11 protein-coding genes and 1 pseudogene are annotated in these 15,768 nt (G+C 39.2%); 5 read left to right on the top strand and 7 right to left on the bottom strand.

All coding sequences use genetic code 11. From position 1 onward, the window contains the following. Positions 1 to 79: 79 nt before the first annotated feature. The 6 genes and pseudogenes from Xind_RS23670 to Xind_RS15800 all read right to left on the bottom strand — a co-directional run bounded on the left by Xind_RS23670 (position 80) and on the right by Xind_RS15800 (position 7,764). A complete protein-coding gene (locus Xind_RS23670) occupies positions 80 to 205 on the bottom strand; it encodes an SDR family NAD(P)-dependent oxidoreductase (protein ID WP_187650449.1) in 126 nt (41 codons plus the stop codon). Position 206: 1 nt separating this feature from the next. Next, entirely contained in the window at positions 207 to 1,823 is a 1,617-nt protein-coding gene (locus Xind_RS15820; RefSeq protein ID WP_047679773.1) for a class I adenylate-forming enzyme family protein, read from the bottom strand. A 301-nt stretch (positions 1,824 to 2,124) separates the two neighbouring features. After that, entirely contained in the window at positions 2,125 to 3,750 is a 1,626-nt protein-coding gene (locus Xind_RS15815; RefSeq protein ID WP_047679775.1) for an AMP-binding protein, read from the bottom strand. A 20-nt stretch (positions 3,751 to 3,770) separates the two neighbouring features. Continuing rightward, positions 3,771 to 4,976, bottom strand: a complete 1,206-nt coding sequence (locus Xind_RS15810) for an iron-containing redox enzyme family protein (RefSeq protein WP_081988966.1) — start codon at positions 4,974 to 4,976, stop codon at positions 3,771 to 3,773. Positions 4,977 to 5,461: 485 nt separating this feature from the next. Next, positions 5,462 to 5,630, bottom strand: a pseudogene (locus Xind_RS15805) (IS1 family transposase); the annotation flags it as partial. A gap of 91 nt (positions 5,631 to 5,721) precedes the next feature. Next, positions 5,722 to 7,764, bottom strand: a complete 2,043-nt coding sequence (locus Xind_RS15800; protein WP_187650448.1) for a choline transporter — start codon at positions 7,762 to 7,764, stop codon at positions 5,722 to 5,724. Positions 7,765 to 7,972: 208 nt separating this feature from the next. Here Xind_RS15800 and betI point away from each other — a divergent pair, with 208 nt between their 5' ends. The 3 genes from betI to betA are packed head-to-tail and all read left to right on the top strand — an operon-like array spanning position 7,973 to position 11,790. Next, positions 7,973 to 8,554, top strand: a complete 582-nt coding sequence (gene betI, locus Xind_RS15795; protein ID WP_047679781.1) for a transcriptional regulator BetI — start codon at positions 7,973 to 7,975, stop codon at positions 8,552 to 8,554. A gap of 35 nt (positions 8,555 to 8,589) precedes the next feature. Next, complete coding sequence (gene betB, locus Xind_RS15790) at positions 8,590 to 10,068, top strand: betaine-aldehyde dehydrogenase (protein ID WP_047679783.1); 1,479 nt, start codon at positions 8,590 to 8,592, stop codon at positions 10,066 to 10,068. A 27-nt stretch (positions 10,069 to 10,095) separates the two neighbouring features. Further along, positions 10,096 to 11,790 (top strand): choline dehydrogenase, encoded by a 1,695-nt coding sequence (gene betA / locus Xind_RS15785; RefSeq protein ID WP_047679785.1) that lies wholly within the window; start codon positions 10,096 to 10,098, stop codon positions 11,788 to 11,790. Positions 11,791 to 11,866: 76 nt separating this feature from the next. On the opposite strand, the gene Xind_RS15780 is transcribed toward betA, so the two are convergent. Next, positions 11,867 to 12,394: a YtxH domain-containing protein gene (locus tag Xind_RS15780; protein ID WP_187650447.1), complete on the bottom strand. Its 528-nt coding sequence runs from the start codon at positions 12,392 to 12,394 to the stop codon at positions 11,867 to 11,869. Positions 12,395 to 12,676: 282 nt separating this feature from the next. Here Xind_RS15780 and Xind_RS15775 point away from each other — a divergent pair, with 282 nt between their 5' ends. Beyond that, positions 12,677 to 14,998: a TonB-dependent hemoglobin/transferrin/lactoferrin family receptor gene (locus tag Xind_RS15775; protein WP_246432576.1), complete on the top strand. Its 2,322-nt coding sequence runs from the start codon at positions 12,677 to 12,679 to the stop codon at positions 14,996 to 14,998. A 135-nt stretch (positions 14,999 to 15,133) separates the two neighbouring features. After that, a complete protein-coding gene (locus tag Xind_RS15770) occupies positions 15,134 to 15,652 on the top strand; it encodes a sigma-70 family RNA polymerase sigma factor (protein WP_047679791.1) in 519 nt (172 codons plus the stop codon). Positions 15,653 to 15,768: the final 116 nt, after the last annotated feature.

The following is a 15,768-nucleotide window of genomic DNA, read 5'->3' as shown; positions in this document are numbered from 1 at the left end:
TCAGTCCATTTTGGGATTTTTTTGATTTGGCGATTAATCAGATCGCAAAAATTGGACTGAGTTCCCTCCAAGTGATCTACTATTTTGAAAGCTTATTTATATTACGACCTGAAAGTATGACCCGCTGGCCTCGCTCACCTAATTTTTCAGCTATTTTAAACCCAATACCTTTATTAGCTCCTGTAATTAAACATGTTTTATTCATCTTAATTTTCTTCTTTAGTTATGATTAAATCATTCTCAGGAATACAATCTCTAATTTTTCTCTTGAGTTTTTTTCCTGTTACGCCTAGGTATTTATTGGCAGATTCATACACAATATTATCTATTAATGGCCATTGTTTTTTTCGGTTATAATAATTAATTTCCCGTAGTAGCGTGGTTGGGGATATTTTACATGCTGCTTTTAATTCGACGATAGCGGTTATCTGTTGAGTACTATCAGGCATAGAAATTGAGACGATGCTGATATCAAAAATACTATCAATGTTTTTCAACAGCCATTCTTCGCATTGAGTACTGTAAAGTGGACCGTCAGGAGTGTTAATCCAATCTGATGTACGATCAACGTGGTAAAAAAAACCGTCGTTTGTACGGTAAACTAAATCACCGGTTAACCAATAACCATTCATCCGATTTTTTTCAGTCATCAAGTGGTTATTCCAATATCCTGCTGTTACTGATTTTGAAATCACACCTAGCATACCGATTTTATTGTCAGGAAGCCTATTTCCATCTTTATCGAATATGACAACATCAACCCAAGAAAAGGGCTTTCCAATACAACGATCGTATCTTTCTGTTGTCGGTTGATAAATATTTCTGAACATGGCAAATGCGAATTCTGATGAACCAAGGTTGTCGATGAAAAAAGATCCCTGTATTTTTTTGCCATCAACGAAATGGTGACCATAAGAAATCAGTTTCCGTATATGTGATTCGTGGTTGGCATCACCTGTCGAAATCCAATGGGAAATAGAACTGAGATCCCAGCTATCGAGATTCTCCCTGCATATATCAACAAATATTTTAGGAAAAGCAGCAACGGTATCAGGTTTGATTTTTTCAATGGTATCTAAAATATGAACAGCCGTTTTCCTTGATTGAATATGTATTACCGCACCTCGCATCAACGTCAGCATTATCAGTGTCATTGAGGCACCGTGAGAGTGAGGAAATGTGGATAATATTTGTTTTCCTCGTTGCTTACCGACTTCTTGCAAGACGCCATAAAACATAGATTCGTGGGTAAAAATGACCGGTTTAGGAAAACCAGTTGTACCAGAGGTATGTCCCAGTAAGATAATATCTTTTGGATGGTGTTGATAATAGTCTGTAATAGGTTTCTTAAGTGTATTAAGAATTTTAAGGGTAATAAATTTAAAATCAGTAGATTTATTATTTAGCTCACTAATTCGTTGTTCATCTGAAACAATAAATCTCGCTCCACTATTACTCATAAACTGAAATGCAATATTACTACTGAGTTCCCCATTTACAAAAATGGGAAATGCACCTATGTTGTTCAAAGCAATAAAGTTAATTAAATAATCTATAGTATCATTAAAATATAATGCGACAGGCTCACGTTTTGGGACACCTAATGCAATATAGGCCCCTGATAATTTATTTGAGATATTAACAAGATCATTAATTTCAAATTGTGACATTTCTTCTGTATTATAGTATGTTGGTACATCACATGTTATCTTTATTCCACTTTTTCCCGTTTTCAGAAAATAATTATTTAAGTGATATATGAAATTACCAGCCCCGATGTTTTTTTCACTGATAATATTTTTTATATCTTCTATTGGAATCATTGGCAGATACCTCCTTGAACATTATCTCCTAAAGTTACCTGTTTATTTTCAAGATGATTTTAGGAGTATCAAGCATTAAAAATTATATTTCATTATTAAATTTTTTCATGATTTCATTATTCCTGGCATTCTTCTTAGCATTTTTATTTTCCATTTTTCAACAATTGAGATAAAATCTTTAAGTATATCCATGCCGGAATCAGAGAGAATGGACTCAGGATGGAATAATCAACCCAGTTGAGTTATGCTCTTCTATATAAGTATTAAATTATACCCCTCTTTGCTATATTCAAGGAATTCATTAAGTGTTATCATAATTTATTTTCCCTTGAAAATAAGATATTTTAGTATTGTTAATTTCTTGTTGAGCTATATTTATAAGTAATTTTCTATCAATTTTACCATTACTATTAAGTGGAAAATTCTTGATATTTAAATAAGCATAGGGATGCTTATAACTTTCTACTTGTTGGATTATGTAGTTAGCTATTTTTTTACTGACTATTGCAAATTCATCAAAAGAAACGCTCAAACATAAAACGGGTCTGTATTCGCAGGTATTATCTAACCAAGGAACGATAAACACATCTCCTGCTTCTGGAAACGCAATGTTCACAATCTTCTCTATTTCAACGGGCACAAGCCAGCGACCAAATACCTTAAATTTATCATCGTCTCTACCATAATAATAAAGATACCCTTCTTCATCCTGAGAAAACAAGTCTCCTGTACGATACCAGCCTCCAGAAAATTTGGCTCTTGTATTTTGAAAATCATTCCAATACCCAGAGGAAAGGGATTTAGAACTCAGCATAAGAACACCAGTTTCCCCAACTGGCATGATTTTTCCATTTTGATCTGCAATTGTTCCAGAATACCCTGTAATAAGTTTTCCAATACTCCCTGAACGAGGGGGATAACCATAAGTTGTTGCAAAAGCATGGCATGTTTCAGTTGATCCAAATGCATCATGTATTACAATATTAAATTTATCTAACCAGGCTTTTTTTAAAGAAAAAGATAACATAGAGCCTGAAGAAATAATCAAACGGAGATGAGTGTTTTTTTTGAATTCATCATCTTCGAGTAACAAACGAAATATAACTGGGCCAGAAAAAAGAACCGTTGGTTTAAACTGTTTGATGTTATCTGCCACTCTTATCATTGAAGGCCAATCACTATCTATGATTGCAGTAGCACCAGAATATAAGGGAAAAAATAGGGTATTCCCCATACCATAACCAAAAAATGTTTTTGATGTTGAATAGATAATGTCATTTTTGGCTATCTTTAACTGATTTCTAGAAAAATTTTCACAAGAGGCCAGGATTGATGAGGCACTGTGAATAACCCCTTTAGGTTTTCCTGTTGAGCCAGAAGTATATTGTATGAAAGCTGGTTCAGACTCAGTTTTTTCCAAAAAATTATTCCATGTACTATCGGAGTCTTTAGGCATCCAATCAGAAAATGCCGAAAGATCATCTGTTCTTTTGATACGTATTAGATTTATTTTTTCTTTCGGTTTAATCGGCATTTTATTATCTTCATCGATGAAAACAAGTGAGTTATTAAATTCATTGAGAATGTAATAAAAATTATTTATGGGCGATTTTGGATTAATAATGACAGGTAATAAACCAATTGCTAAACAAGAGAAGAATAAAATGACTAATTCTCGACTATCGTTGAGACATAAAATAACTACTGTATTCTTTTCTATCTTTTTTAATTGTAGAGCTGAGGCACTTTTTTTGACAAAGAATGCAAGTTTAGAGTAACTTATTGAACCATCAGGTCCGATAAAACATGGCTTATCAAGAAACTCATTTTCTAAAACAAATCGTTTTGCTAAATTTATTGATTTTGTTTTATTATCAATTATTCCCCTGTCAAAGACGCTATCTTTCAAAATCTTTTCTAAAGACATAATAATTACCTTTCTATGAGTTATTCTAATTCTTCTCGTAATGCAATATTGCCTATATTTTGTAATAGTGGTGCATTCTCACAAGCAATATACAGACATTTTTCTTTACATATATTTATATGTTTATGTTCAGCCCAAGGTGGAATATAAATGGCATCTCCTGCTGACCATTCAATATTATTATCTCCAATCTTAGACATTCCTTTTCCTTCTATGATATAAATAATGGTTTCATAATTATGTCGATGTAAATTAGTAGATTGATTAGGGTCAAGATGACCTAATGTCATACTGATTGTTTTAGCTGGCAAATTAACTATATTTACTTTATGTTTTCTTTCTTTTGAAAATTTTTCCTCACTATAACTATTACTATTTGTGACATTTTTATGAATTAATTTTTCTGATTCTGGAATATAAGAGAGCAAATTATTATTGACCCGCCAAAAATCATAAGAATTAAATGAAGTGTGCTTTTCTTGATTGTTTAAATTAATATTTTCTTCTTTCTTATTAATGTTATTCCAGATATCATCTAGAATTTTGATACGATTTTTTACCATTTGACTGCCAATATGAATGGCTTTGAGACGTAATGATTCATCTTGACCAATTAACCTAGTCATTATGCTGAACATTTTAATTGCATGAGTTTCATCTTCTTCAACATGAAGACTGAAGAACTCTGTTGCATCATTATCGTAGTTTAATGTGAGTAAAAAATCTAATACGGGCTTGTAAATTAAGGGAACAATAGCTTCAGCACCAAGGCACATTGCTGATAAACCTTCTAAAGGATCGTCAGCAAGACAATAAGTAAGCATAGAATCAACCATAGCAGTTGTGTTTTCAAAAGGTTTTTGGCTATTTATATCAGCTCCGACAGTTGCTAATGTCCTGTGAAAAAGTTCTGCATGGGTGATTTTTTTATTATCCTCTAATCCCATTTCTTCCAATAAATTCTCAAGAAGATCTTGTATATCTTCCAATAAAGGTAATTTACTTATAAGTGCGATCAGATAACGTGTAAAATAGCGGGAATAGTAATAATGTTGAATTAAAAACGTTTTCAGCATTCCTTCACTGGCAGTGCCATGACTAAACGCCTGGAGTACAGGGTGTCTTGTCAGATTCTGCAACTCTTTCGAGTCCAACCAGTCAATCCATATATCATTTATATTTTCTTGAGGTAGACTTGAATTCTTTTTTTCTATTTTTAAGCTCATTTTTACCCTCTTTTTTATATTAATAATATAGTTATTATTGTATTAACTCGGTGTCTTTATACCAATACTTAAATCACAAGAATTAAAAAATCTATTTAATATCAAATAGATAAATAAATCATTATAACTAAGATTAATAAAAAACATTCCCTATCTTGATATAGCCTTAATATTTAGATAGCAAAAACCCAGAACAAAATTATATGTTTTTTTATTGTTATTATTTTAGTGAGTTAAATTTTATTTAATTAAGTAAGTTAATCAGACTTTTAAACATTAATAGCGAGATGTGATATTAATGATATATTTAATTCATCATTGTTAATAAAATGATATTTATTCTTATTATGCATATTATTTGACTGCTGATATGTCGCTTAAAAACTATGACATAAATAATATGATAAGAATTACACTTACTGTTAGGGACTGCTGACGTTTATTATTCATTATTTTCTCAATCCACATCGGCAACCAAGTTTTTTCAAAATTTTCTTGCGTGTTTTCTGACTTCGTCCTCCGAAAGTATGTGCAATGATACGCTTTAACCGGGATTTCCAAGCATACCATAGCTAACGTTGTTGCTTTTTGTTTCCAACAAAAGGCCCCCATTTCATCAGCTTCGCAGATAAGCTGAATTTCCACGTTATCCAAATATACATAAAGAACAACGCGTTGAATGTATGATCGAATATACCCAATGGAACGGGTATGGCCTGCTATATTATTGCAGGCCAACTCTGGTTTATCCTCCACTTGGGAAAATCAACGTCTGTCCCGGCGCTTCACGGTTCAAATGAATAAAATTCAGATGTTTTTCATAGTGATCAAGAATATCGCTGATTATCTGTTCTTTTGTATAGCCCATTAAATCATTACCCTGTGTGCCTTCCATCAGAAAGGTTTCCAACCGGAAGTAATAAGACTTACCCAACCTCGCACGATAGGTAAATCCGGGTACGGAATAACGCTGCGGCCAGATTTGGTAAATAAAATTCTGTTCTTCCCCCAAATCAACAATCAGTTCAAGCGGACTAAGACGCTTGTCCTCCTCCGAAGGCAGAGTACTAAACTGCACTTTCGCACCGCGTAATTCCAACTCTTTTGCAACTTCCTGCATCGCAGGACGACACACCATATCCAACATACGTTGGGTACTTTTCGTTCCCGGAAAATGCATCATACGACTCAGGCGCTGCTTCCAGTTCAAAGAACCATTGTCGTGCACCAATGTTGGAGATGTATTCTGCAATGCACTGGCCTTACGAAAATCTTCCACCCGCAACGATTTATACAACCCTGCCATAATAAAGAAGATCACAAAACTAAATGGTAAGCCCATAATTACCGTGGTGTTTTGTAAAGCAGAGATACCATCCGTCATCAATATACCCAATGTCAACACACCAATTGCCACAGACCAGAATATTCGCAGCCAGTTTGGTGCATCATTATTAATATCACTGAGGTTAGATGTGAAATTACCTAAAACTAATGCTCCCGAATCAGCCGATGTAACATAAAATAACAGCCCGGTGATCGTAGCAACGGAAGCACTAAAAGTGAAAGCCGGATAAAGTGCCAGCAGATTATAAAAACCTCGCTCTGGATGGTTCAATATCGTTTCAGCTAATTGCCGATTGCCGTGAAGAATTTCATATAACGCACTGTTACCAAAAATGGATAACCAAAGCAGCGTAAAAACAAATGGAATAACCAGAGTTCCCATTACAAACTGGCGAATTGTTCGACCACGAGAAATACGCGCAAGGAATAATCCAACAAACGGTGACCAGGCAACCCACCATGCCCAGAAAAACAGTGTCCAGTTATTCATCCATTCGGTCGGGCGTTCAAATGCGAAACTATTGAGTGTCATGCTCATAAAACGGCTGATGTAGTCACCAACATTCTGTACCAGTCCATTAAACAAAAATTCTGTATCCCCCACAAACAGGATAAATAGAATTAACCCTAATGCCAGTAACACATTCAATTCGGACAAAAATCGAATGCCTTTGTTCACACCAGAGGTGACGGATACCGTTGCCACGATCACTGAAAGCAGTATTAATCCCCCCTGAATACCCAAGCCCTGTGGCAGCCCGAAAAGTACTTTCAAACCGTAATTTAGCTGCACCACACCGATACCCAACGTAGTTGCAATACCGAAAATCGTCCCTATCACCGCAGCGATATCCACGGTATGACCGATAGGCCCTTTGATACGATTGCCAAAAATAGGATAAAGCGCTGAACGGATAGTTAATGGCAAGTTGTAACGATAACTGAAATATCCCAATGCAATCCCCATCAGAGCATACATAGACCAGCCCGTCAGGCCATAGTGGAACAATGTCCACACCATCGCCTGACGAGCTGCTTCAATCGTTTCCCCTTCCCCCGTAGGTGGACGCATATATTGTGTAACTGGTTCAACTACTGAGAAAAACATCAAATCAATACCTATCCCGGCAGCAAACAGCATTGCCGCCCAACTGAGCAAACTGAATTCAGGCTTAGATTGTTCCGGCCCTAGCTTGATAGAACCAAAACGGGAAGCGGCAACAAATATGACAAAGACAATGTAAAGCGTTGCAGCCAGCAGATAGTACCAGCCAAATGTTTTAGATACCCAATTCAGCGTACTTTTTATCCAGATACTCGTTGTATCCGTAAAGAAAAACGTGAAAAGAGAAAAGACAATAATTAATACTGCTGAGATAAAAAAAACGACAGAGTTCAGTGTATCCTTCTGAGTGTTTTTTGGACTGTCTTGTATATTCATAGGCAGTTCCTGAAATAATAAAAAGAAAAAACAAAAAAGAATAATCCCAATAACAATATGAATAATAAATAAAAATTTAACTCTCTCTCAATAATCCCAATCCCTATTTGTGAAAATATTGTAATAAAACATATTTAATTTTGATTGAACATTCAATTAAAAAAAAGTTTAATAACGGCCGAATCATTGATTTTCTGAGTGTAAGGTCATGCCCAAAATTGGAATACAGTCGATAAGAAAACAACAACTCATTGATGCAACATTAGCGGTCATCAATGAAGTTGGAATGCAGGAAGCAAGTATTGCGCTGATAGCCAGAAAAGCCGGGGTTTCTAACGGTATTATCAGTCACTATTTCAAGGATAAGAACAGATTACTTGAAGCGGCTATGCGGCATCTATTGCATCAACTCAAAATGGCTGTAGCACGACGGTTACGGCTACTCGATAATGCCACCCCAGCTCAAAGGCTAACAGTCATCGTTGAAGGAAATTTTGACGCCAGCCAAATCAATAGTGCAGCCATGAAAACCTGGCTGGCTTTTTGGGCCAGCAGCATGCACCAGCCCAATTTATACCGATTACAACAAGTGAATGAACGTCGCTTGTATTCCAATATCTGTGTTGAATTCAGAAGGGTTCTGCCCAAAAGAGAAGCACAACTGGCAGCACAAGGGCTGGCAGCTCTGATTGACGGTATCTGGCTGAGAAGTGCCTTAAGCAGCAAGCCTTTTGATATAGAAAGTGCCTTCACTATCACCATCGATTATATCGAGCAGAAACTCAGATAACAGGTGTACCCTGAGTTCTGACCTAAGGAGACGCTATGACCCGTTTTGGTTTACAGAAACTTTATATCCACGGTGCTTATGTTGATAGCACCAACCCTGACAGAAACATTTTTGATGCAATCAATCCAGCCAATGGTGAAGTCATTGCTCAATTACAGTCTGCAACGGAACAAGATGTTGAGCTGGCTGTGGAAGGTGCCCAAAAAGGACAGAAAATCTGGGCCGCAATGACTGCGGTAGAGCGTTCACGGATCTTACTTAAAGCGGCAGATATTCTCCGTGAGCGCAATGATGAATTATCCGAACTGGAAACACTGGATACCGGCAAACCGCTCTCTGAAACTCAGGTAATTGATATCCTTACCGGTGCCGATGTTCTGGAATATTATGCCGGTCTGATCTCTGCGATTGAAGGTCAGCAAATTCCATTGCGTGAATCCTCTTTCATCTATACGCGCCGTGAACCACTAGGTATCGTAGCGGGTATTGGTGCATGGAACTATCCAATCCAAATTGCATTGTGGAAATCAGCACCAGCGCTGGCAGCCGGTAATGCCATGATTTTTAAACCCAGTGAAGTAACTTCCCTCACCGCGCTGAAACTCGCTGAAATTTACACTGAAGCAGGTCTGCCTGACGGAGTATTTAACGTCCTGACAGGCATGGGATATGAAGTGGGCCACTATCTGGCTGTCCATCCGAAAATCGCCAAAATATCTTTTACCGGCGGTATTGTCACCGGTAAGAAAGTAATGGCTAACGCATCCGGCTCAACATTGAAAGAAGTCACAATGGAACTGGGTGGTAAATCTCCGTTGATCATTTTCGATGATGCCAATCTGGATCGGGCTGCCGATATTGCCATGATGGCAAACTATTTCAGTTCAGGTCAGGTCTGTACCAACGGCACACGCGTTTTTATCCCGAAAGCACTGGCTCCTGATTTTGAAAATAAAATTCTTGAACGTATCAAACGGATCCGCATTGGCTCACCGCTTGATCCGAATACCAATTTTGGCCCATTGGTCAGCTTCCCGCATATGGAATCTGTCTTGCGCTACATAGAAAGCGGCAAAAATTCCGGTGCCCGTCTGCTATATGGCGGCAAACGCCTAATGGACGGTGATCTGGCAAAAGGGGCATTTGTTGCACCAACTGTATTTACTGACTGTACCGATGACATGCTGATTACCCAGGAAGAAATTTTCGGCCCGGTGATGTGTATTCTGACCTACGAAACAGAAGATGAGGTCATTGCTCGTGCTAATAACACAGATTATGGCCTTGCCGCAGGAATAGTAACGAAAGATTTATCCCGTGCTCACCGTGTTATCCACCAATTAGAAGCCGGGATTTGCTGGATCAACACATGGGGAGAATCACCCGCAGTTATGCCAGTTGGCGGCTACAAACATTCTGGTGTCGGACGCGAAAATGGGCTGGTTACTCTACAACACTATACACAAATTAAATCAATACAGGTTGAACTAGGAAACTTCGAATCCCTATTTTAACCCACGACTGAAACAGAGGAGATAACAATGGTATTTGACTACATTATTATCGGTGCTGGTTCAGCGGGTAATGTGCTTGCAACTCGTTTGACGGAAGATCCGAATGTTACTGTCCTGTTGCTGGAAGCAGGTGGGCCAGATTACCGATTCGACTTTCGTACTCAAATGCCAGCAGCGCTGGCATACCCCTTGCAGGGAACCCGTTATAACTGGGCGTATGAAACCGATCCTGAACCCTACATGAATAACCGTCGCATGGAATGTGGACGGGGGAAGGGATTAGGGGGATCTTCATTGATCAATGGTATGTGCTATATCCGTGGCAATGCAATGGACTTTGATAATTGGGCAAAACAACCTGGTCTGGAAGACTGGACTTATCTCGATTGTCTGCCTTATTTCCGCAAAGCAGAATCACGGGATATTGGTCCGAATGATTATCATGGTGGAGATGGCCCTGTCAGCGTTACCACCCCCAAAGCAGGCAATAATGCGCTTTTTCATGCGATGGTAAAAGCAGGCATTCAGGCGGGCTATCCAAGTACTGACGACCTGAATGGCTACCAGCAAGAAGGTTTTGGTCCAATGGATCGCACTGTCACGCCCAGAGGCCGCCGCTCCAGCACTGCACGCGGGTATCTGGATCAAGCCAAATCGAGATCTAATCTGGCCGTTATTACTCATGCACTAACAGACACCATCAAATTTGAGGGTAAAACTGCTGTTGGTGTTGATTTCTACCAAAGCAATAGTTCAACACTGACACAGGCCAAAGCACGCAAAGAAATTTTGCTCTGTGCCGGAGCCATCGCTTCCCCACAGATTTTACAACGTTCAGGCATTGGCCCTGAGAATGTATTACATGAATTGGGTATTCCTGCGATACATATTTTGCCCGGTGTAGGGCAAAATCTTCAGGATCATCTTGAAATGTACCTGCAATATGAGTGCCTCGAACCTGTTTCTCTCTATCCTTCTTTGAAATGGTATAACCAACCGATGATTGGGGCTGAATGGTTATTTAAAGGCACGGGTATTGGTGCCAGCAATCATTTTGAAGCCGGCGGTTTTATCCGTACCAGTAAAAAATTTGCCTGGCCCAATATTCAGTATCACTTCTTACCTGTTGCCATTAACTACAATGGTAGTAATGCAGTCAATAAACATGGCTTTCAGGCTCACGTTGGTTCGATGCGTTCTCCAAGCCGGGGACGTGTGAAAATCAAGTCACGTGACCCACGCCAGCATCCAAGTATTTTGTTCAACTATATGTCTACAGAACAGGACTGGCAGGAATTCCGCGATGCCATTCGCATTACACGAGAAATCATGGTACAACCCGCCCTTGCGCCTTATTGTGGCCGGGAGATAAGCCCCGGCGCTGATATCCAGACAGATGAGCAGTTGGATGCCTTTATTCGTGAACGTGCCGAAACAGCTTTTCATCCATCCTGTAGTTGTAAGATGGGATTTGATGAAATGGCGGTGGTTGATGGTCAAGGGCGAGTGCATGGTGTTGAAAACCTGCGTGTCATTGATGCGTCTATTATGCCGGAAATTATTACCGGCAATTTGAATGCCACCACCATCATGATGGCAGAGAAAATCGCCGATAAAATCCGGGGACATACCCCTTTGCCCCGTAGTCAGGCAAAATATTATGTCGCCAATGGTGCTCCGGTACGTAAATCGCCGGTCAACACATCATCAAAAATTTCCTGAAAAAAAGGGTGATCACGTTCAGATCACCCTTCCTATATGAATAAATTATCAGAGTGATAAATTCTGACACATTGAATTAGCCTTCCTCTTTTTTACTATTATCACCTTTAAGACTATTGATTAAATCATCCGTTTTTTTATCAGTATCCGATTTGATTTCTTTCGTCTTCGACTTTATTTCATCTGCAAACTGATTAATTTTATCCGTGGCCTGTTGTTGTACCTCCCCCGCTTTGGCTGCCACCTTATCCGCTGCGTCATTTAGCGATTTTGTCACATTATCCTTTACATCAGCCGTCTTAGAAGACGGCGTTTGACTTACCGCATCATGGGTGGAATGGTTGATGTTACCCTGTGTTTCCCTGGATTTATCTACCGACCCACGTTCTCCACCCGTAGCATTGTCTTTCATGCCTTGTGGTTTTTCTTTTTTATTGTCTGTATCCGTCATTTCTGAGTTTTTTTGCTCAGTATCCGTTTTCATTTGAGATGCACTATCTTCAGTTTGATGGGTTGAATTCTCCGCTTTTTTGGAAGCATCATCACAACCTGCAATAAATGCCACAATTCCTGCCAAGAACAGCGTACTAAGAATCTTCTTCATTGATTAACCCCTTGCACTTACGGAAATAACCTTGCGAATGAGTGTCCTGGTTTTTATACCACAACATCCCATAAGCACTTTGCAGCAAACGATGTCTATAAAAACTATGTCTATAAAAACCATGCCTATAAAAACTATACCTATAAAAAAACTGTGCTGATAAAAAACATACCGTTAAAAAATACACATATAAAAATAATTCTCATTTTCATCTACCCGATTTACTTTCCTGGGTGACTTATAACAATGCAATATTTCACACAGACACTTTTCGGGAAATTTATGGCAAATAATAGTCAAAATTTGGAAAAACACCCAATCGCAACTTTTATCCGAAAAATTTTAAGCGGAACATTCTCTGGCACTCTGGTGCTAGGCACTGTATTTTCCGGCTCAGTTTCGGCTACTGAGAATCCTTCAGGACAAGAGTCAGAAAAGAAAAATGAGGTGATGCAGCTTTCTACGCTTTCTGTTGTAGGGAATACACATAACAGCACCAGTGCGGGTAGTTCTGCACTTAAAAAGGAAGATATTGACCGTACTCAGGCGGATAATATTGCTGAGCTGCTTGGACAACTTCCCGGCGTTTCAATGTCTGGTTCACCACGTCCCGGCGGACAAACATTAAATATCTGGGGGATGGGTGACCAAGAAGATGTCAAAGTGACACTGGATGATGCCCCAAAAGGGTTTGAGAAATATCGCCAGGGTTCCATCTTTATCGAACCTGAATTAATCAAACGGATTGATGTGGATAAAGGGCCACATAATATATTGAATGGCAACGGTGGGTTTGGTGGCTCGGTTAAAGTTGTGACCAAAGACGCCAGCGATTTCTTGCGCCCTGATGAGGATTGGGGTGGTTTTATTAAACAAAGCTACCATACCAATGACAGGCAGTGGATCAACAGTGCTGCATTATATGGCAGAGATGCCAATGGCTACGTTGATGGATTACTGTATTTCAGTAAACGCGATGGACATAATATCAAACGCCCTGATGGCACACGCTTTGAGTTTTCACAAAACAATCAAACATCCTATTTATTGAAAACCAATTTCTACCCCAGTGATGCGCATACAATAAGTTTATCTGCAATGCGCTCTGAATCGGATGGCTGGCAGCCGTGGGCGGCTAAACGGGATAAGATGACCGTTCCATCAGCCGTTGATGTAGAGAAATACGGTTGGAATGACGCCTGGAAAAGAAAACTGATTTTCCGTGATCAAATCGATCAAAACTATTCCGCCAAATGGAATATCGCCCCCGAAGATAATCCATGGATTAATCTGACACTGACTTACGCTTATTCCAAAACCAAACAAAACGATAGTCGCCCAGGAAACGCTACTTCTTTTTTCAGTGGCTCAATGGGGAACAAAAGTTGGACGGATTACACCGACAATATGGCTGAGATCAACAATAATAGTGTGTTCTCAACAGGTGTAATCGAGCATGAATTAATAGCCGGAATCCGTTGGCATAAGAATCAGCGCAACGTTTTAATGTTCGATAAAAGTAAAAGTAAAAATATACAAGACAATGCTGAGTATAATTACGGCTATTATCAGCCTCACTATATGCCATCGGGCACTCAGCATACCTACAGCCTCTATATACAGGACTCTCTGAAACTGGGTAACGTTACAATTACACCAGGAGTGCGCTATGACCATGTAAAAAATACGGGTGAAGAAAATAAGGCCCCCCGTTTTAACAATAAATCCCCCGAAGCCAATCATGACTACAGCAGTGTAACTTATGCTGGCTGGACACCTCATCTGGGCTTAATGTGGAAAACTACTCCGAATCTCTCACTATTTGCAGACATCAGCCATACATGGAGAGCACCACTGGTAGATGAACAATATGAGGTTCAGTCAGAAGGAACCAACGTTCCGGGTTCCAGCCGTAACCTAAGTACTGAAAAAATGACAGGAATACGATTTGGTGCCATTTTTGATTACGATAATCTGATGCTTGAGAATGACAGTCTACAAATCCGTACTACGCTATTCCATAATCGGGGAAAAGATGAAATTTTCAAAAGACGTGGAATTTATTGTGAGGAACACCGCAAAAGTGGTTTATCTAATGCATGTGGAAAACCATTATCGAATCACCGCAATCTGCCCGGCTACACCATACAAGGGTTGGAAATAGAAACTTTCTACGATAGCGCCATTCTGTTTGGTAAGTTATCTTACTCCACGATACGTGGACAACGTGATACTTCTCCGCGTGACCCATGGATAGGACACAAAACCTGGTGGGATCAAATACCGCCAACATCATTGCACACCACGTTCGGCTTTAAAATCCCGCTCTTGCAAATGACAATGGGCTGGAAAGGTGACTTTATCCGTAAACAAGATCGTTCACCTGTAGATGACGACCCAGAAGCTGGATATTGGTCATTACCAAAAGCCAAAGGCTATGCCCTGCACGGCCTGTTTGCAAGCTGGCGCCCGTCTCTTATGAAAGGCTTTGAAGCACGGATCACTGTAGATAACCTGTTCAACCGTGATTACTATCCATACTTAGGAGAAGCTGTTTCTGGTATTGGCCGTAATTACAAATTCAGTATTTCACAGCAATTCTAACTAACACTTAACGATTCAACTGATAATCCTCTTAATTTTTAAGGGGATTATCACTGCAATGCCCATTGACTTCCACTAATTAAATAAAAATAATAATCATTATCGTTTTTATTCTACTCCATCAGGCAATATCACATGGCTGTGCAAAAAAGCACATTCGGGCACAATGAAATAGCCCAACAACTCTACTGCGAACACCACAATTGGTTATATAACTGGATCAAACAAAACTGTGTTTATTCACACCATGCAGAAGATCTTGCCCATGACATTTTCATCAAATTGATACAATGTCCAGATCTAGCTGATATCCGTTATCCTAGAGCTTTTTTAATTACCATTGCCCGCAGGACTATCGCTAATTACTACCGCCGGAAAAAACTCGAAGACAATTATCTGGAGTCTGTCAGTACAGTACCGAGCAATACTTCATGCCCATCAGAATATCAGCTTGCACTGTTAGAACAATTAGAGAGGATAGATAAGATCCTTGATGAACTGCCGAAAAAAGTCAGACAAGCGTTCCTGCTAACACGGCTACAAGGAATGCACTATAAAGATGTGGCAGCAAATCTGGATGTTTCAATGAGCTCAGTGAAAAGCTACTTGCAGCAAGCTCACAGGAAGTGTCATCCTTTTAATACCCTGCTTTAACCGTAACCGTCCGCCAAGGTCATGCTCCCAATAATTAGATATTGTGATAAACTTCCCATTTTTTATTATGGGTGAGATATGGCTAAAGTTGATGTGGTTTGTCGTTACTGTCACAA

The organism is Xenorhabdus indica (assembly GCF_014467235.1).
Classification (GTDB): Bacteria; Pseudomonadota; Gammaproteobacteria; order Enterobacterales; family Enterobacteriaceae; genus Xenorhabdus; species Xenorhabdus indica.
Note: the sequence above shows the minus strand (reverse complement) of the source record. Positions and strands in the feature narration are given on the sequence as shown.

Coding starts and splice junctions, on each gene's coding strand:
- Xind_RS23670 (WP_187650449.1), bottom strand. CDS start 205: ATGAATAAAACATGTTTAATTACAGGAGCTAATAAAGGTATTGGGTTT.
- Xind_RS15820 (WP_047679773.1), bottom strand. CDS start 1,823: ATGATTCCAATAGAAGATATAAAAAATATTATCAGTGAAAAAAACATC.
- Xind_RS15815 (WP_047679775.1), bottom strand. CDS start 3,750: ATGTCTTTAGAAAAGATTTTGAAAGATAGCGTCTTTGACAGGGGAATA.
- Xind_RS15810 (WP_081988966.1), bottom strand. CDS start 4,976: ATGAGCTTAAAAATAGAAAAAAAGAATTCAAGTCTACCTCAAGAAAAT.
- Xind_RS15800 (WP_187650448.1), bottom strand. CDS start 7,764: ATGAATATACAAGACAGTCCAAAAAACACTCAGAAGGATACACTGAAC.
- betI (WP_047679781.1), top strand. CDS start 7,973: ATGCCCAAAATTGGAATACAGTCGATAAGAAAACAACAACTCATTGAT.
- betB (WP_047679783.1), top strand. CDS start 8,590: ATGACCCGTTTTGGTTTACAGAAACTTTATATCCACGGTGCTTATGTT.
- betA (WP_047679785.1), top strand. CDS start 10,096: ATGGTATTTGACTACATTATTATCGGTGCTGGTTCAGCGGGTAATGTG.
- Xind_RS15780 (WP_187650447.1), bottom strand. CDS start 12,394: ATGAAGAAGATTCTTAGTACGCTGTTCTTGGCAGGAATTGTGGCATTT.
- Xind_RS15775 (WP_246432576.1), top strand. CDS start 12,677: ATGGCAAATAATAGTCAAAATTTGGAAAAACACCCAATCGCAACTTTT.
- Xind_RS15770 (WP_047679791.1), top strand. CDS start 15,134: ATGGCTGTGCAAAAAAGCACATTCGGGCACAATGAAATAGCCCAACAA.